15 protein-coding genes are annotated in these 16,750 nt (G+C 67.0%); 4 read left to right on the top strand and 11 right to left on the bottom strand.

What is annotated here, in order from left to right; all coding sequences use genetic code 11:
• The first annotated feature begins 22 nt into the window (after window positions 1-22).
• The 3 genes from A5724_RS10470 (at window position 23) to A5724_RS10460 (ending at window position 4,805) form a co-directional block, all read left to right on the top strand.
• Complete coding sequence (locus A5724_RS10470; RefSeq protein WP_067800366.1) at window positions 23-2,737, top strand: LuxR family transcriptional regulator; 2,715 nt, start codon at window positions 23-25, stop codon at window positions 2,735-2,737.
• A gap of 106 nt (window positions 2,738-2,843) precedes the next feature.
• The gene (locus tag A5724_RS10465; protein WP_067800364.1) at window positions 2,844-3,056 is read left to right on the top strand and encodes a hypothetical protein; all 213 of its coding nucleotides are present in this window, start codon (window positions 2,844-2,846) and stop codon (window positions 3,054-3,056) included.
• Window positions 3,057-3,116: 60 nt separating this feature from the next.
• Window positions 3,117-4,805, top strand: coding sequence for a metallophosphoesterase (locus tag A5724_RS10460; protein ID WP_067800361.1), 1,689 nt, complete (start codon window positions 3,117-3,119; stop codon window positions 4,803-4,805).
• Here the strand turns inward: A5724_RS10460 and A5724_RS10455 are convergent.
• From A5724_RS10455 to A5724_RS10425, 7 genes are all read right to left on the bottom strand, one after another.
• Window positions 4,780-5,046 carry a hypothetical protein gene (locus A5724_RS10455; RefSeq protein WP_067800357.1) on the bottom strand — a complete coding sequence of 89 codons (267 nt, stop codon included), beginning with the start codon at window positions 5,044-5,046 and terminating at the stop codon, window positions 4,780-4,782. The genes A5724_RS10460 and A5724_RS10455 overlap by 26 nt on opposite strands.
• A gap of 12 nt (window positions 5,047-5,058) precedes the next feature.
• On the bottom strand, window positions 5,059-5,940 hold the full coding sequence (locus A5724_RS10450; protein ID WP_067800353.1) for a polysaccharide deacetylase family protein: 882 nt from the start codon (window positions 5,938-5,940) through the stop codon (window positions 5,059-5,061).
• A 73-nt stretch (window positions 5,941-6,013) separates the two neighbouring features.
• Entirely contained in the window at window positions 6,014-7,327 is a 1,314-nt protein-coding gene (locus tag A5724_RS10445; RefSeq protein WP_067800350.1) for a PhoH family protein, read from the bottom strand.
• A gap of 234 nt (window positions 7,328-7,561) precedes the next feature.
• A complete protein-coding gene (locus A5724_RS10440) occupies window positions 7,562-8,383 on the bottom strand; it encodes an acyl-ACP desaturase (protein ID WP_067800347.1) in 822 nt (273 codons plus the stop codon).
• A 52-nt stretch (window positions 8,384-8,435) separates the two neighbouring features.
• Window positions 8,436-9,710 (bottom strand): serine hydroxymethyltransferase, encoded by a 1,275-nt coding sequence (gene glyA / locus A5724_RS10435; RefSeq protein WP_067800503.1) that lies wholly within the window; start codon window positions 9,708-9,710, stop codon window positions 8,436-8,438.
• A gap of 80 nt (window positions 9,711-9,790) precedes the next feature.
• Entirely contained in the window at window positions 9,791-11,248 is a 1,458-nt protein-coding gene (locus A5724_RS10430) for a glycine hydroxymethyltransferase (RefSeq protein ID WP_067800341.1), read from the bottom strand.
• Between the two features lie 97 nt (window positions 11,249-11,345).
• On the bottom strand, window positions 11,346-12,536 hold the full coding sequence (locus A5724_RS10425; RefSeq protein WP_067800339.1) for a DUF885 domain-containing protein: 1,191 nt from the start codon (window positions 12,534-12,536) through the stop codon (window positions 11,346-11,348).
• A 30-nt stretch (window positions 12,537-12,566) separates the two neighbouring features.
• Here A5724_RS10425 and coaA point away from each other — a divergent pair, with 30 nt between their 5' ends.
• The gene (gene coaA, locus A5724_RS10420; RefSeq protein WP_067800337.1) at window positions 12,567-13,505 is read left to right on the top strand and encodes a type I pantothenate kinase; all 939 of its coding nucleotides are present in this window, start codon (window positions 12,567-12,569) and stop codon (window positions 13,503-13,505) included.
• Window positions 13,506-13,544: 39 nt separating this feature from the next.
• Here the strand turns inward: coaA and A5724_RS10415 are convergent, their stop codons facing one another.
• The 4 genes from A5724_RS10415 to A5724_RS10400 all read right to left on the bottom strand — a co-directional run bounded on the left by A5724_RS10415 (window position 13,545) and on the right by A5724_RS10400 (window position 16,701).
• Window positions 13,545-13,955: a hypothetical protein gene (locus A5724_RS10415; RefSeq protein WP_082964956.1), complete on the bottom strand. Its 411-nt coding sequence runs from the start codon at window positions 13,953-13,955 to the stop codon at window positions 13,545-13,547.
• 92 nt (window positions 13,956-14,047) lie between these two features.
• Entirely contained in the window at window positions 14,048-14,449 is a 402-nt protein-coding gene (locus A5724_RS10410; RefSeq protein ID WP_067800333.1) for a hypothetical protein, read from the bottom strand.
• A 92-nt stretch (window positions 14,450-14,541) separates the two neighbouring features.
• The gene (locus A5724_RS10405) at window positions 14,542-15,894 is read right to left on the bottom strand and encodes a hypothetical protein (RefSeq protein ID WP_067800330.1); all 1,353 of its coding nucleotides are present in this window, start codon (window positions 15,892-15,894) and stop codon (window positions 14,542-14,544) included.
• A gap of 15 nt (window positions 15,895-15,909) precedes the next feature.
• Complete coding sequence (locus A5724_RS10400; protein ID WP_067800328.1) at window positions 15,910-16,701, bottom strand: (2Z,6E)-farnesyl diphosphate synthase; 792 nt, start codon at window positions 16,699-16,701, stop codon at window positions 15,910-15,912.
• Between the last annotated feature and the right edge of the window lie 49 nt (window positions 16,702-16,750).

Raw genomic sequence — 16,750 nt, 5'->3', positions numbered from 1 at the left:
GAGCCGTCCGACGGAAAGCCGGATGATCAGCCGGTTCTTGTCGTCGGCAAGGTCAGAGCCGTCGGCCCTGCTGATCGAGGGGGAAGCCGGCATCGGCAAGACCACACTGTGGCTGGAGGCACTCCAACTGGCCCGCGAGAGCGGGTTTCGAGTGCTGTCGGCGCGGGCCGCCGCCGCGGAGTCGGTGCTGGCCTACACGGCGTTGGCAGACCTGCTCGACGGCGTGCCCGCGGCGGCATGGGCCGATCTCCCGGAGCCTCAGCGCTTCGCCGTCGACCAGGTCTTGATGCGCGCCGACGACAGCACGGCCACCGATCAGCGCGCCGTCGCCGCAGCGTTCCTGTCGGTCGTCGGATGCCTGAGCGACGAGGGTCCGCTGCTGTTGGCCATCGACGACCTGCAGTGGATCGACCCTTCGAGCATGCATGTGGCGGCGTTCGCGGCGCGGCGGCTCAGCGGGCCGGTGGGCATTCTCGGCAGCGTGCGCACCGACGCCGACGACGCTACGAGCGCGGCTTGGCTGCAGCTGCCACGACCCGACGCCGTCAGCCGAGTCCGGCTGCACCCGATGGGAATTCATGATCTCCATACCGCGGTGTCGAAGCGCCTGCGGCGATCGTTTTCGCGCCCGACCATGGGCCGAATCCATGCGGAGTCCGGCGGAAACCCTTTCTACGCAATTGAATTGGCCCGGGCTATCGCGGAACGCACACCCGGCGTCGACACCTCCCTGCCGAGCACGCTCGCCGATGTGGTGCAAACCCGGCTGAACGGACTCGACTCCGATGTGCACGACGCGCTGCTCGCCGCCTCGTGCCTGGCCTCGCCCACGGTCGAACTGGTGTCCAGCGCGACGATCAAGGACGACAACCGCTTGATCGAACTTCTCGAGAGCGCCGAGAGCAAGGGCATCATCACGATCGACGGCAACCGGATCCAGTTCGCCCATCCGCTGTTGGCCAGGGGCGTGTACACCGAGGCCGCGCCTGCCCGACGCCGAACAATGCATCGCCGCCTCGCCGAGATCGTCGACGAGCCGGAACTGCGGGCACGCCATCTGGCGTTGGCTGCCACCAGAGGCGACCAAGTCACGCTCGAAGCCCTCGATACGGCTGCCGAATCCGCACGGGTGCGCGGGGCGCCCGCCGCCGCGGCCGAGTTGATGGATCTGGCGATCGGCCTCGGCGGCGACACCGCCGAGCGTCGACTCCGTTCTGCGCTACACCATTTCGACGCAGGCGACCAAGAGCGCGCCCGACTCGTGCTGGAAGAGACCATCGACGTGCTGGCGCCGGGCGAACTGCGCGCCGAGGCGTTGAGCCGACTGGCCGTGGTGAGGTTGTACAGCGACGGCTTCTTCGAAGCCGCGGCGCTGCTGCGGCGGGCACTTGCCGAAGTGAAGGCCGACAGCCCATTGCGCGTGCAGATCCTGATCACGCTCGCCTATTCGCTGCTTCAATCCGGTGTGATGCACGACAGCGTCGAGACGGCAGAGGAGGCCGTCGCCCACGCCGAACGACTCAAACAGCGGCACCTGCTGGGGTTGGCGATGGGTATGCGGGTGACCCTTCATTTCCTCAGCGGCGCAGGCTTCGACGAAGACCAGTTACAATTCGCGCTCGACCTCGAGGATCCGGACGTCTTCACGCCGTTGGTGTTTCGGCCGTCGGTTCAGCAGGCCCTGCTGCTGGAGTGGACGGGCCGCGTCGACGAGGCACACCGCAAGTTAGAAGCCGTCAGGCGGCACTGCGTCGAGAAAGGCGAAGAAGGCGAGCTGATCTTCATCGCCCAGCATGTGGTGCTCAGCGACATCTGGCGGGGCGACTTCGTCGCGGCGGGCCTCGTCGCCGACGACGCCATGGAGCGCGCCCGCCAACTCGGCGGCGACACTCCGCTGTTCCTTGCGTACAGTCTGAAGGCCAACCTGGCCACATACGCCGGGCGTGAGGCAGACGCCAGACAAGCCGCCGCCGAAGCACTGGAAATCGGCCGCCGCACTGGAGCGATTCGGTTGACCGACAGGGTCATTGGGGCGCTCGGCTTCTTGGAGGTGTCGCTGGGCCGCTACGAGGAGGCGGTCGCGACGTTGCGGTCACTGCTCGCCAAGTTCGATCCGGCGACCACGTCGACCGAACTGCCCTCCGCGATCTTCTTGCCCGACGCGATCGAGGCACTGATCCAGGTGAACCGGGGCGACGAGGCCGAACCGCTGATTGAAGCCCTCGAGCGCAACGGGGAGCGGCTCGACCGCGCGTGGGTGCGCGCCGTCGGCGCCCGCGGCAGAAGCATGCTACTGGCTGCACGTGGCGACCTCGACGCGGCGAGCGCCGCGGCCGAACGTGCGATGCTGCAACACAACCGGTTGTCGATGCCGATCGAGCGGGCCCGAACACTATTGCTGCTCGGCCAGTTGCAGCGCAGACAACGCCGAAAGGAAGCCGCGTCAGCAAGCCTGCAACAGGCGCTGGACATCTTCGAGCGGCTGCACGTGCCGCTGTGGGCCGACCGTGCCCGCGCTGAACTCGCACGCGCCAACGTCGGTCCGCGGCAGAGCGGGCAACTCACCCCGTCAGAGCAACGTGTCGCCGAATTGGCCGCGTCCGGTATGAAGAACCGCGACGTGGCCACCGCGCTGTTCATCAGCCCGAAAACCGTCGAGGCGAATCTGGCCAGGATCTACCGCAAGCTCGGCATCAAGTCGCGTGCCGAGCTCGGGCGTCACATGGGCAAGACCTAGCCACCCCCAGCCGCCGCCGTCGGGAGTAGGGAAACACCCTATTTCGCAAGCCGCTTGGGCGAATTAGCGTCACCGCCGTGCAGGTCAGGTAACCGAAGGAGGAGCGTTGCTCGTCGACCCGAAAACCGCGGCAAACCAGGACCACACCGCCCTGGTGAGCACGGCGACCAGCCAGCCAGCGTTGCGTACCGGCTTCGCGATGCTCGGCCTGGTGGCGTTACTCGACCTGCCGAGAGCCGACCGCGCCGACCGGATGGTCGCGTTGGGTGGGGCCGCCGCCGCGGGCTGGTTTTTGGTCCGGGACCGCAAACAGCGGTAGTGCTGCGCTGTCGCAGCCGTAACCGATATGTTCTGACCTGGTGAGCACCAGGATTCGACAGTGAGATCGATACCCCAACCGCGGCCGCGACCCACCGGCGACGAGACCCTCGGATTCCGCAGGCGCCCGGCGGTGCGGTGGTTCAGTCCGCCGACATTGGCCCGTGCCGCGGCGAAGGTCGTGCTGGCCGCCGCGTTCGGCGACTATCTCGACAAGCGGGAGATGGAGAACAGTCTGGCCGCGGGCGTCTTGACGGCAGGCGCCGGCGACGTGTGGATCGACTTCGTCGCCGACACCGCCGACGGATTCGATCAGACGTACTCGGTGGCATGGTGCGTCTCGCAACCGGACATCACGCCGATCGGCCTGGAAGGACCGCTCCGTTGCCTGCCCCGTGCGCAACTGATCGTGTTCGGCGGCGACGAGGTGTACCCGTACGCCACGCCGAAGGAGTACGAAGACAGGTTCAGCGGACCGTACCTCGCCGCACTGCCGTGGACCGACGAGCCACATCCGCGCATCCTGGCGATCCCGGGCAACCACGACTGGTACGACGGCCTCACCGGCTTCATGCGGGTGTTCGCGCAACCCAGCTGGATCGGCGGCCGTAAGATGGCACAGACCCGCAGCTACTTCGCGCTCGACCTGCCGGGCCCATTCTGGTTGTGGGGCATCGACATTCAAAGCGACAACTATGTGGACGCGCCGCAGATCGCCTATTTCAAGGCGGCCGCGGAGAAGATGGCTCCTGGCGACGCGCTGATTCTGTGCACAGCCAAGCCGAGTTGGACCGCGGTGCGCGACTCCAAGGACGCGTACCGCAACCTCGCTTTCGTCGAACGCACTGCGGTGCCCGATGGGGTCACCACGATCCTCATGTTGTCAGGCGACAAACACCACTACGCGCGTTACGAGGCGGAGAACGACGACGATCCTCGGATGAAGATCACCGCGGGTGGCGGTGGCGCGTTCCTGTCCACCACCGAGAAACTCGACGAGCGGGTGGAAGTGCCGAAGCCGCGGGGTGACGAGGACCCCGCGACCGACGAGAAGGAACCCTTCCTGTTGGCGTGCCGCTACCCCGACTACGAGCAGTCGCGCCGGCTCAACTGGCGCATCTTCACGCTGGGGCTGCGCAATCCGTGGTTCATGGTCATTCCCGCGATGTTGTATCTGCTGTTGTTCATCGCAAGCGTCGACTCGGCGATCCTCAGCACAGCGACGGTCGTCATCGTATTGGCGGTCGCTGCAACGACGTCCGCGTTCTATATCGTGCCGAAACGCGTCGGTGTGTGGAAATCCCGGGTCTTCAGAGGGCTTGCCGGAATCGCCCAGACCGTGTGCCATGTCGCTGCGCAAGCCGCGATCGCGATGGGATGTGTTGCGCTTCTTGGGCCCCCGACGGGCAGGCGTCTGCTGCTCAGCGTGCTGCTGGTGGCGGTGGCAGGTGGCGTCGTCGGCTCGTTGATCTTCGCGACGTTCCTGTTCCTGTTGTTCACCCTGTTCGGCTGGAACAGCACCGAGGCCTTTTCGTCGTTCCGGTACTCGGGATACAAGAACTTCTTGCGCATCCACGTGACCGCGGAGGCGGTGACGGTTTATCCGATCGGCATCGACAATATCTGCACGAGTTGGGATTACGACCCGAAGAACACTGAGCCCGAGGCGTCGTGGCTCAAGCCCAGTAGCGGCCCCATCGAGACACGGCTCATCGAGCGCCAGTTCACGATTCACGCGCCACCGCGCTAGCGGCCCACATCCGGATGCCGAGCGGTGCGGTCAAACTGTGCACGACGAGGCTGACGGTGACGGTGACGACGACCGCCTGCGTGATGGTCGCCAGTCGCTCGATTTCGCCTCGCTCGACCATGAGCAGGCCGAGCACCAAGGTGCCGATGCCGCGCGGTCCGAACCAGCCGACGAACAGCCCCGAGACGACCGCGTAAGCCAGCACCAGCAGGGTGAGCACTAACGTCGTGTCGGTGCGCACTTCGTCCCGTACTCAGGCGCCGTTGTTCACGCCGCCGGAATTGGCGCCCTCGATGTCGCGGATCGGGAAATTCGGCATCGGCGCGGGCGACGGCGTCGGCGGCAGCGTCGGGATCTCGGCGGGCGGGATGTCCATCAGATCGTTGACCGGCGGGCCGTTTTCTCTGCTGCCGTAGCTGGTGCCTGGTTCCCGCGGTCCGACCATCTGGCTCACGGTCACCATGTGGTAACCGTTGCGCCGCAACACAGGAATGAACTGGTAGACCAGATCGACTGTGCTGGAGTAGGTGTCGTGGAACAACACCACCGAGTTCGGCTTGATCTGCGTCATCAGCATGTAGCGCGTCGCGCCGGTGTTGGAGTCGTTCGCCCAGTCGAACGGGATCACGTCCCAGTTGATGTCGGCCATGCCCTGGGCTTTGGCGGCCGCCAGCACCTTGTCGTTGATCAGCCCACCCGCGGTACGCATCAGCTTGGGTCGCTGGCCCGTCGCGGCCTGGATGGCGTCGTTGGCCTTGGAGATCTGACTCGGGATGTCCTCCGGCGGGATGGTCGTCATGTTGGGGTGCTCCCAGGTGTGGTTGCCCACCTCCATGCCAGCCTCGGCGATTCGCTTGGCGCCCGCGGGGTTGGCCGCGACCTTGTTGCCGATCAGGAAGAACGTCGCCTTCGCACCGTTGTCCTTGAGGATCTGCAGTAGCCGGTCGGTGTACGGGCTCGGCCCGTCGTCGAACGTCAGCGCCACACACTTCACCTTCGAGCAGTCCACGTCCTCCGCGCCCGCCTTGCGGATATGCCCGGTGAGGCTGCCGATGATCAGCACCGCGGCGGCCGCGGACACGCCGAGAACGGTTCTGGCATAGCGCCAGCCCTGGCTGTCGGGTCGCTTCGGCACGCAAGCAGCCTACCGATTGGTGATTTGAGGAGCCTGAACCGCGCCGACCGCGGCTGTGGCTCCACAAACCGCGTCAGGGCAGGGCGCCAGGGCTGATCTCCTCGAGCATCTCGGTGACCAGCGCCGCGATCGGCGAACGCTCGCTGCGCAGCAGCGTGATGTGGGCGAACAACGGATGGCCCTTGAGCTTCTCGATCACCGCGGCCACACCGTCGTGCCTGCCGACCCGCAGGTTGTCGCGCTGGGCGACGTCGTGGGTGAGCACCACCCGCGATCCGGCGCCCAACCGGGACAGCACGGTCAGCAGCACATTGCGTTCCAGCGACTGGGCCTCGTCGACGATCACGAACGAGTCGTGCAGCGACCGGCCGCGAATGTGGGTCAGCGGCAGCACCTCCAGCATGCCCCGGGAGAGCACCTCTTCGAGCACCGCCGGGCTGGCCAACCCTTCGAGCGTGTCGAAGACGGCCTGCGCCCACGGGCCCATCTTCTCGCTTTCGCTGCCGGGCAGGTAGCCGAGGTCCTGCCCGCCTACCGCGTACAGCGGCCGGAACACGACGACCTTGCGGTGGGTGCGGCGTTCCAGCACCGCCTCCAGGCCTGCGCACAGCGCCAGCGCGGACTTACCGGTGCCCGCCTTGCCGCCGAGCGACACGATGCCGATGGACTCGTCGAGCAGCAGATCCAGCGCAACCCGCTGCTCCGCGGAACGACCCCGCAACCCGAACACCTCACGGTCACCGCGCACCAGCTGAATCCGCTTTTCGGCGTTGACCCGGCCCAACGCATGCGAGCTGCCGCCCAGCAGCCGAACTCCGGTGTGGCACGGGAGATTACGCGCGGTCTCCGAGTCGATTTCGCCGTCGGCATACAGCTTGTCGATGTCCGCGGGCGTCAGTTCGATCTCGTCCATGCCGGTCCAGCCCGACGTGATGACGTCCTGAGCGTGATACTCGTCGGCAGTGAGTCCGACGGCGCCTGCCTTCACGCGCAGCGGAATGTCCTTGCTGACCAACGTGACTCGCTTGCCCTCGGCGGCCAGGTTGGCCGCAACCGTCAGGATCCGGGCGTCGTTGCTCTCGTTGCGGAAGCCGGCGGGCAGCACTGTCGGATCACTGTGGTTCAGCTCGACATGCAGCGTACCGCCTTGCGTCCCAACGGGAATCGGCTGATCCAGCCGTCCGTGCTCGAGCCGCAGATCGTCGAACATCCGCAGTGCCTGCCTGGCGAACCAGCCGAGCTCGTGGTGATGCCGCTTGGCTTCCAGTTCGCTGATCACCACCAACGGGACCACCACTTCGTGTTCGGCGAACCTGGTTGCAGCCCACGGGTCGGACAGCAGCACGGAGGTGTCGAGCACATAGGTCCGGACGGTAGTTTTGGTCACGTAGCGCTCCTCGAGGCGAGGGAATTCATGCGGCCCCGCACGAACACTTCGGCGGACGCTGCGGTACCAGGACCGGGGCCGGTCCTCTCGTGATCGAAACGATCGGTACCGCCCGGATAGCAGAGCATGTCGCTAGCCATCGAGAAACGACGCTACTCTCGCTTCGCGGTTCGCGCCGTGCAGACGCGCCGTAGCTAATGTCGCCGCAGGCGCGGTGACAAAGCTAAGCCCCCGTCAGACGAACTGCTTCAGCGACGGTTCGTCGGCCACGCCCCACGCGGTGATGCGGTCGGCGATCACGTTGCGCAGTTGCTCGGGTCCGAAGATGCCGGCCTCGGCGACCGTGGCCACCTTGTCCTTGTACGCGTCGATGTCGCCGCCCACCACGTCGAGTTCCGCTGCGCGGCGCGCGATCGCGTCGATGGTCTCCTCGCGGCTGTAGCCCAGGCAGTGCGTCACCAGGTTGGAGAAGAACTCCTCGTGGCGCTCCTCGTCGCGGGCGATGCGGCCGATCAGGCCTTTCAATACGGGCTCGGTGATCTGGGCCTCGAGATTGCGGCAGAACACGGCGTGCTCACGCTCGAAGAACGACATGAACACCAGGCGCTCGATCTGGGTGTAGGTGTCGGCGCGGTAGCCCTTCATCACGTGCTCGACGCGCACGTCCTCGTTGGCGGCAGGGTCGATCTCGCGGGTGACGACGAGGTAGTTTCGCAGCGCGATGGCGTGCAGATGCTCCTCGGCGGTCCAGCGGCCGAGCCAGCGGCCCCACTTGTTCTCCAGGATGAAGCTGAACACGAACTCGCGGTGGTACCCGGCGAGGTTGTCTTTGGTGATCAGCAGGATTTCGAGGGCGTCGGTGATCGTCTTGGGCAACGTGACCTGCGACGGATCCCAGTCGCGGCCGCCGAGGAATGCGAAGTTCTCGCCCTGGTCGAACGGCACATAGTCGTGCGCGTACCACAGGTCCTCGGAGTCGATGTGGCGCCGCAGCTCGCGCGCGACGACCGGCTCGAGCTCGAGTATCAACGCATTAGCTACAGGTTTCTGTGCCATGAAAGTAACTGTAACCCGGGTTCACACATTTCCTGAAATCGGGCCTGGCGTGTCACCGCCCGTGCAGTTCCCAGTCCTCCAAGCCCTCGTAGAGGGGAAACTCGGCGGCCAGCCGGCGAACCCGCGCGGCCAGTGCCGCAACGTCGGCGGTCTGCATCAGGGCCGCAGCAATCACGTCGGCCACCTCGCTGAACTCGACGTCGCCGAACCCTCGGGTGGCCAGCGCAGACGTGCCGATTCGCAGGCCCGAGGAGACCATCGGCGGCCGCGGGTCGTTGGGCACGGCGTTGCGGTTGACCGTGATGCCGACGTCGTGCAGCAGGTCCTCGGCGGTCTTGCCGTCCAGCGGCGAGTCGCGCAGGTCGACCAGTACCAGGTGTACGTCGGTGCCGCCGGTGACGACTCGCACGCCTGCACGGGCGACGTCGGCGCCCATCAGTCGGTCGGCGACGACGCGGGCGCCCGCGAGGGTGCGGCGCTGGCGCTCGGCGAACTCCTGCGTTCCCGCGATCTTGAACGTGACGGCCTTGGCCGCGACCACCTGCATGGCGGGCCCGCCCTGGGTGCCGGGAAACACCGCGGAGTTGACGGCCTTGGCGAACCGCTGCTTGCCGAGGATCAATCCCGAGCGTGCACCGCCCAGCGTCTTGTGCACCGTCGTCGACACCAGATCGGCGTGCGGCACCGGTGACGGGTGCAGGCCCGCAGCGACCAGGCCTGCGAAATGCGCCATGTCCACCCACAGGTGCGCGCCGACCTCGTCGGCGACCGACCGGAACGCCGCGAAGTCCAGCGTGCGCGGATACGCCGACCACCCTGCGATCAGGACCCGCGGCCGAAACTCCTTGGCGTGTGCCCGCACTGCGTCCATGTCGATGAGTCCCGACGCGGGATCTACGCCGTAGCAACCACTTTCGTACACCTTGCCGGAGAAGTTCAGCTTCATGCCGTGCGTGAGGTGTCCACCGTTGGCCAGGTCGAGGCCGAGTAGCCGCTCACCGGGCGCCATCAGCGCGGCCAGCACCGCTGCGTTGGCCTGCGCACCGGAATGTGGTTGCACATTAGCGAATTGGGCACCGAACAACGCCTTGGCGCGGTCACGGGCGACGTTCTCGATCGCGTCGACGTGCTCGCAGCCGCCGTAATACCGGCGGCCCGGCAGCCCTTCTGCGTACTTATTGGTCAGCACGCTGCCCTGCAACTGCAGCACCGCGCGCGGCGCGAAGTTCTCCGACGCGATCATCTCGAGCGTGTCGCGCTGGCGGCCCAGTTCTTTGCCCAACAAATGGGCGATCTCGGGATCGACATCGCCCAGCGGCGCGGCCATGACGGACGTGGAGAGCTCAGCTGTCGCGGTCACGGCGGCGAGTGTGACACGCACACGCGCAGAATTGGGGGCTACGTCTTTTAGAGCGTCAGCCCCGGATACAGCGGGTTGGCGGCCAACAGCTCCGCCGCCGCCGAATGCACCCGTTCGGCGGTGCCGTCGGCCAACTTGTACTTGGCCTTCGACGTGCCCTCCGGTTGCGTGTTGGACAGCACCTCGACCATCAGTTCCGCGACCCGGTCGAAGTCGTCAGGTCCGAAGCCACGAGTGGTCAGCGCGGGCGTGCCCAACCGGATGCCGCTGGTGTACCAGGCACCGTTGGGGTCGGCCGGAATGGAGTTGCGGTTGGTGACGACGCCTGAATCGAGCAGCGCCGACTCGGCCTGGCGGCCGGTCAGCCCGAACGACGACACGTCGAGCAGCACGATGTGGTTGTCGGTGCCGCCGGTGACCAGTCGCGCGCCGCGCTTGAGAAAACCCTCGGCGAGCGCCTTGGCGTTGTCGGCGACCCGCTGCGCGTACGCCTGGAACGCGGGCTGGCGTGCCTCGGCCAACGCGACCGCCTTAGCCGCCATCACGTGAGAAAGCGGTCCGCCCAACACCATTGGGCAGCCCTTGTCGACCGCGTCGGAGTACTCCGCGGTGGCGAGCACCAGCCCGCCACGCGGCCCGCGCAGCGACTTGTGCGTGGTGGTCGTGGTGACGTGGGCGTGCGGCACGGGATCCTCGTCGCCGGTGAACACCTTGCCCGCGACGAGGCCTGCGAAGTGCGCCATGTCGACCATCAGGGTGGCGCCCACCTCGTCGGCGATCTCGCGCAGCTTGGCGAAGTTGATCCGGCGCGGATAGGCGGAGTACCCGCCGACCAGGATCAGCGGCTTGAACTCGCGGGCGGCCGCGGCCAGCGCGTCGTAGTCGAGTAACTCGGTGTTCGGGTCGGTGCCGTAGCTGCGCTGGTGGAACATCTTGCCAGAGATGTTGGGCCGGAATCCGTGGGTGAGGTGGCCACCGGCGTCCAGCGACATGCCGAGCAGCCGCTGATTGCCCAGCTTGGCGCGCAGCTCCTCCCAGTCCGCCTCGGAGAGGTCGTTGACGTTCCTGACGCCCTTGTCGGCCAGGCCGGGCGCCTCGATGCGGGTGGCCAGGATGGCCCAGTACGCAACGAGGTTGGCGTCGATGCCCGAATGCGGCTGGACATAGGCGTACGGCGAACCGAACAGCTCGCGGGCGTGCTCAGCGGCGACCGTCTCGACGGTGTCCACGTTCTGGCAGCCGGCGTAGAACCGGTGCCCGATGGTGCCCTCGGCGTACTTGTCCGACAGCCAGCTGCCCATGGTCAGCAACGCCGCGGGCGAGGCATAGTTCTCGCTGGCGATCAGCTTGAGCGAATCACGTTGATCGGCAAGCTCTTTCCGCGTCGCGGCCGCGATGCGCGGCTCGACGGACTCGATGATCTGCAGCATCGAACGGTAGGCGGAGCTTGCGGTATCGGCGTACTCGGCACCCGGAGCTGAGCTGGTGACGGGGTCTGCAGTCATGGCCTCAGCCTACGTCCCGCAGCTATCGGCGCCGAATGTGGGATTAACGCACGCCACATCGCTGTTCGGCGTGACGGTAACCCACGTTCGGCGACAACTAGCGCAGCGACGACGGAATCAGGGGCTCGTCGAGCAGGCGTCCGAACCGTTCGGTGAGGCTGACGCCGTCGGGCCTGGCCTCCAGCCAGCCGCGCAGCAACCGGTACCCCTCGACGTAGGTGCTGGTGTAGGCGCGCCACAGCGGCGAGGACAGGAACCGCAGCATCTGCCGGGCACGCTCGTCGTTGACCAGCAGCCAGCGCTTGAGGAACGCGACCACGTCGTCGACGTCGCGATGCTCGTCGTGCAGCATCAGCGCCGCGTCCTGTCGCACGTCGGCCAGCGCGCCAACCGCCTCGGACACCGCCTGGGCGCGCTCGCCGTCGAACCGCAGGCCAAGGTCGGCGTAGATCTCGCGGGCCCAACCGCCCCACTCCGGCCCGATCGCGGCGTACAGCGCCAGATCGGCCAGCCCCTCGGCCATCAGGCACTGCGGTGTGTTCACCAGGAAGATGGTCTGCTCGGCATGACCCTTGCCTTCGACCAGGCCGGCCTCCTTGCGGCAGTGCTCGGTGTGGTGGCCGGGATAGGACTCGTGCGCGACCAGACGGGGCAGATTGGACATCTGCTGCTTCAGGTCGGCGTTGACGGCGACGGTCGAGCGGTAGTCGCCGAGGTAGTAGTTGAACCCCGACCAGGGTTTGTCGGTGACGACCTCGTAGGTGATGGTTTCGCGGTCGGGTAGCGGGAATTCGGCGCGCACCCGGTCGCGCAGCGCGCTCGAGAACGCATGGATGGCCTCCTCGAGCCGGGCGGGCGGGATCTCCTCGGCGGCCCGGTAGGCCTGCATCCGTTCGGCCAGCGGTCCGCTGCCGCCGAGGGCGTCGTCGAGCTTGCGGTGGGCCTGTTCGTAGCGCTCCGGGTCGCCCTTGGCGATGTGCACGTCGAAATACGCCTGCACCTCCTCGACGAACCCGACGTCCTGGCCCGCGAACTTGCGGCCCGCACACGCCAGCGCGCGCAGGTGGGCCGCGACGTAGGCGGCGCGGGCCGGTTCCAGGTCGTCGGGGATGTCGGCGGCCAGCCGCTCGGCTTGGAGCGCCAGGTCGGCCGGGTCGGGGGCGGGTTCGTTGGCCACCTGGTTGCGCAGGTCGGGGTCGCCGGTGAACGAGTCGACATAGCCTTCCTCGATCCGATCGAAGCGCAGGCCGAGCAGCAGATATTCCCGCATCAAGGTGGTCGCGTCCATGGCCTCAACGTTAAATGCAAGACTGACCCCATGCCGCGGCTGAGCGAGCCGAGCCCCTACGTGGAGTTCGACCGGAGTCAATGGCGCGCCCTGCGCATGTCGACGCCGATGAAGCTGACCGAAGACGAAGTGCTGCAACTGCGGGGTCTTGGCGAGAAGCTCGACCTACTGGAGGTCGAAGAGGTCTACCTGCCGCTGGCCCGGTTGATCCACCTGCAGGTGGCGGCGCGACAGCGGTTGTTCGCCGCGACCGCAGAGTTCCTCGGCGAGCCGCAGCAGAATCCGGACCGGCCGGTGCCGTTCATCATCGGCGTCGCGGGCAGTGTCGCGGTCGGCAAATCCACGACCGCCCGTGTGCTGCAGGCGCTTCTGGCCCGCTTCGAACACCATCCACGGGTGGACCTCGTCACCACCGACGGCTTCCTGTATCCCAACGCCGAGCTCGGCCGTCGAAACCTGATGCACCGCAAGGGTTTCCCCGAGAGTTACGACCGGCGCGCGCTGATGCGGTTCGTCACGGCGGTGAAGTCGGGCGCCGACAAGGTGTGCGCGCCGGTGTACTCGCATCTGCTCTACGACATCGTGCCCGGCGAGAAACAGCTCGTGATGCATCCGGACATCCTGATCCTCGAGGGCCTCAACGTGTTACAGACCGGCCCGGCGTTGATGGTGTCGGACCTGTTTGACTTCTCGGTGTACGTCGACGCGCGCATCGAGGACATCGAGCAGTGGTACATCAACCGGTTCCTCGGGTTGCGGACCACCGCGTTCGCCGACCCGGCGTCGCACTTCCACCACTACGCCACGCTGACCGACGACGCCGCGGTGTTCGCCGCCCGCGACATCTGGCATTCGATCAACCGCCCCAACCTGATCGAGAACATCCTGCCGACGCGCCCACGCGCGACGCTGGTGTTGCGTAAAGACGCCGACCACGCGATCAACCGGCTGCGGCTGCGCAAGCTCTAACCCGCCCGGGATCACCGAGCGGGCTTGAGCGGCAAACGTTTACGCCTTGGCGCGGCGCCAGCCGGTGTACTGCAACTCGGCCATCACCAGCGTATAGACACCGGTCGCGAGTGTCAGCACGATGCCCGTCGCGGTCAGCGGGAAGACGTCGGCGAGCACGAACACCACGGCGCCGACGGTGTAGAGCACGTTGCCCGCGGCGATCACGATGCCGGATCGCTTCACCGAAGGCATTGCGGCAATGGCGAATACACCGATGGCGAAGGCGATGAAGAAGGCGCTCACCGTGTACTCGAACGCCTTGGTGGTCCCGGACACGTCGGCGAGCCAGCCTGCGAGCGGGATGCCGGCGATGCCCATCAGTCCGCTGCAGGTGGCGTCGGCGCGCAGCGCGAAGCGCAGGAACGAGTCGGTCGAGTCGGCGAGTTTGGGTGTCGAGATGGCGGTCATGCAACTTCCTTTCGTGGGTGGGTGGGGCGACCGTTCCGGAGCCGACGCCGCAACCTCTTACGACGGCGGCTCCGGACCAGCCCATGACGGAGTTACGCGCGCACTCCGAGGTACTGGGCGTAGGCGAAGCCGAGCGTGACGACGGTGAACGCCGCGGTCGCCACTACGCCGAATTCGGTCAGCGGCAGCCATCCCGCGACCAGGACGACGGTGACGACGATCGCGAACGCGACATTGCCGGCGAGCACGCCGATGCCGACCCGTCGGACGTCGGCCAGGCCTGCGGCCAAGTACAGCGCTGCGCCGTACACCACCAACGCGGCGCCGCCGATGAACTCCGACGTCGACGACAGACCGGACAGCCGCGACAGCGGATCGGCCGCCATCGCGACGAGCAAGCCCAGGCCGGCGCACAGGGTGGCGTCGGCGCGAAGGGCGAAGCGCAGCAGATTATCGGTGCTTTCCCGGACCGGGCGGGTGTTGATTGCGGTCATGCCTGTAGAGACTGCTCAGAACCCACTGCCAGATCGACGCCGGACGCTGCCAGCTACTGCCAACCGCAGGTCAACGCCGATGTCAGACTGAGTCAACGACGATGCGCGGCCACCAGATTGCCCCGTAGATCGGCGGCGATCAGCCGGGCCGCCGCGTTCTGCCAGTTGTGCAGCGACCGCTGCGGCACCTCGGTGACGAACCACTGCCACGCCTGCCGCGCGACCGGGTCCAGCCCGGCCGCGGTCGCGTTCTGCGCGTAGGCGCGCACGCCGACGACGTACGGGAAGTACAGCGAGTTGTAGTGCCGCCACTGCTCGGTGGTTCCGAAGTCGCCGCCGTCGCGCGGCTTGAGGCGGGCGATGCGGTCGGCCAGCAGGGCCTTGAGCTCGTTGGCCCGCTCGAGCGGGGCGTCAGGGGCGCCGCGGGCGGCCAGTCGCTCGTCGATGATCGGCAGCGCGGTCAGCGGGCTGGCGACGAGTCTCGACAGGTCGCCGTAGTGGCCCAGCGCGCGGCGGGTAAGCCGGACGAAGGTCTCGTCGTCGACGTCGTCGAGGGGGCTGGCCGACCGTCGCGGCAGCGCGGCCTCCGCATCCCGCAGCGCGGCACGGTCGGCCCGCAGCCCGGGCGAGCGGGAGAACGTCACCCGGTCCAGCAGGCCTGCCAGCGGATCGGCAAGCACGTTGATCGCGATCGCGACGCCGAGGCTGGTGAACAGCAGCACCGTCAACGCCGTGTGCTGATCCGACACCGCCAGCCCGATCAAGAGCTGACCACCGAACAGCACCGCGACCACGGCCGTCGCGGTGAACGACCGCAGCATGTCAGCCCGCAGCGCCTGGCCCTCATCGAACGCGTCCCACATCGCGACGGCCAGACCAAGCACGCCGACGTCGAACCCCGTGGACGCCAACGCAATCCAGCTCGGCACCAGACCCAGCGGGATCACGACGATCGCGTTGGCGAGCGCGAAGAACAGCGTGCCAATCACGACGAAGCCCATGATCCGACCTGGCGCGCGTTGCAACACCGCCACGATCATGGCGCCCAGCGTGGACAACGAGATCGCGGCGAACATCACCCAGTGGCCGAACCGTACCGGGCCGTCGACATTGCCCGCCATCACAGCACCAGAGAACGCGACGGCGCCGACACCGGCCACGAGCGTGATCTCGCCGGCCCGGCTACGCCAGCTATCCGATGGGCGGCACAGTTCGAGCAGTACGGCGAACCACGCGATCCCCGGTACCGCGACGAGATAGATCTCGACGCTGCTCAGCGCCGCTACGCCGCTCGTCACCCGGACCGCGTCGAGCGCGACCACGCACGCAAAACTGGTCAGCCCGATCGCGGCCAGTACCAGGACAGGCTTGCGCGGGTCGCGGGCCAGCAGGTACAGGCCCAGCCACCAGCTGAGCGAGAAGACCACCGCTGACAGCGCAGCCATGGTTCAAGTGTCGCACTACATGCCGTAACGACGGTGGCGCGCGGTGTAATCACGCAGTGCGCGAAGGAAATCGACCCGGCGGAACTCCGGCCAGTACGCCTCCGTGAACCACATCTCGGAGTAGGCGCTCTGCCATAGCAGGAACCCCGACAGCCGCTGCTCCCCCGAGGTGCGGATCACCAGATCAGGGTCGGGTTGGCCGGAGGTGTACAGGTTTTCCGAGACCGCGTCGATGGTGACGGCCTCGATCAGCTGCTCGCCGGTGGCGCCGTTGGCCAGCTCCTTGTTGAGCAGCTGGCGGACGGCGTCGACGATCTCCTGGCGGCCGCCGTAGCCGACCGCGAGGTTGACATGAAACCCACTGCCGTTGCCGTTCGTGGACTCGACGGCCTCACGCAGCCTGCGCGCGGGCTCCTCGCCGATCAGCTCGAGGTCCCCGACGGTGCGCACGCTCCACCGATTGGCTGGCGCGCAGATCTCCTCGGTGACGTCGGTGATGATCTCGATCAGCGCCGCCAGCTCGTCCTTGTCACGCTGCAGGTTCTCGGTGGACAGCAGATAGACGGTGGCCATCTCGATTCCGGTCTCCTGGCACCACCGCAGCATCTCGGCGATCTTGCGGGCGCCCATCCGGTAGCCGTAGCTGACGTCATCGTGACCAGCATCACGTGCCCAGCGTCGGTTACCGTCGCAGAGCACCGCGATGTGGCGGGGCAGTTCAGCTTTGGAGGACACCAGTCCCTGACGCAGCCGCATCTCGTAGAGGCGGTACATCGGTTCCTTGAGACGAGGAGGAATGATGTCCACGAGGATCCAGACTACTGTTTCGGTCGTAGACCCCCATGGCATTGCCGGA

The sequence above is a fragment of the Mycobacterium sp. ACS1612 genome (assembly GCF_001667505.1).
Lineage (GTDB): Bacteria > Actinomycetota > Actinomycetes > Mycobacteriales > Mycobacteriaceae > Mycobacterium.
The sequence above is the reverse complement of the archived record's forward strand: the minus strand, read 5'-3'. Positions and strand labels throughout refer to the sequence as shown.

Excerpts from the sequence above, each read along its gene's own strand:
- A5724_RS10415 (WP_082964956.1), bottom strand. The coding sequence starts at position 13,955 with ATGACCGCCATCTCGACACCCAAACTCGCCGACTCGACCGACTCGTTC.
- A5724_RS10440 (WP_067800347.1), bottom strand. The coding sequence starts at position 8,383 with ATGGCACAGAAACCTGTAGCTAATGCGTTGATACTCGAGCTCGAGCCG.
- A5724_RS10405 (WP_067800330.1), bottom strand. The coding sequence starts at position 15,894 with ATGGCTGCGCTGTCAGCGGTGGTCTTCTCGCTCAGCTGGTGGCTGGGC.
- A5724_RS10430 (WP_067800341.1), bottom strand. The coding sequence starts at position 11,248 with ATGACTGCAGACCCCGTCACCAGCTCAGCTCCGGGTGCCGAGTACGCC.
- A5724_RS10470 (WP_067800366.1), top strand. The coding sequence starts at position 23 with ATGATCAGCCGGTTCTTGTCGTCGGCAAGGTCAGAGCCGTCGGCCCTG.
- A5724_RS10425 (WP_067800339.1), bottom strand. The coding sequence starts at position 12,536 with ATGGACGCGACCACCTTGATGCGGGAATATCTGCTGCTCGGCCTGCGC.
- coaA (WP_067800337.1), top strand. The coding sequence starts at position 12,567 with ATGCCGCGGCTGAGCGAGCCGAGCCCCTACGTGGAGTTCGACCGGAGT.
- A5724_RS10410 (WP_067800333.1), bottom strand. The coding sequence starts at position 14,449 with ATGACCGCAATCAACACCCGCCCGGTCCGGGAAAGCACCGATAATCTG.
- glyA (WP_067800503.1), bottom strand. The coding sequence starts at position 9,710 with ATGGCCGCGCCGCTGGGCGATGTCGATCCCGAGATCGCCCATTTGTTG.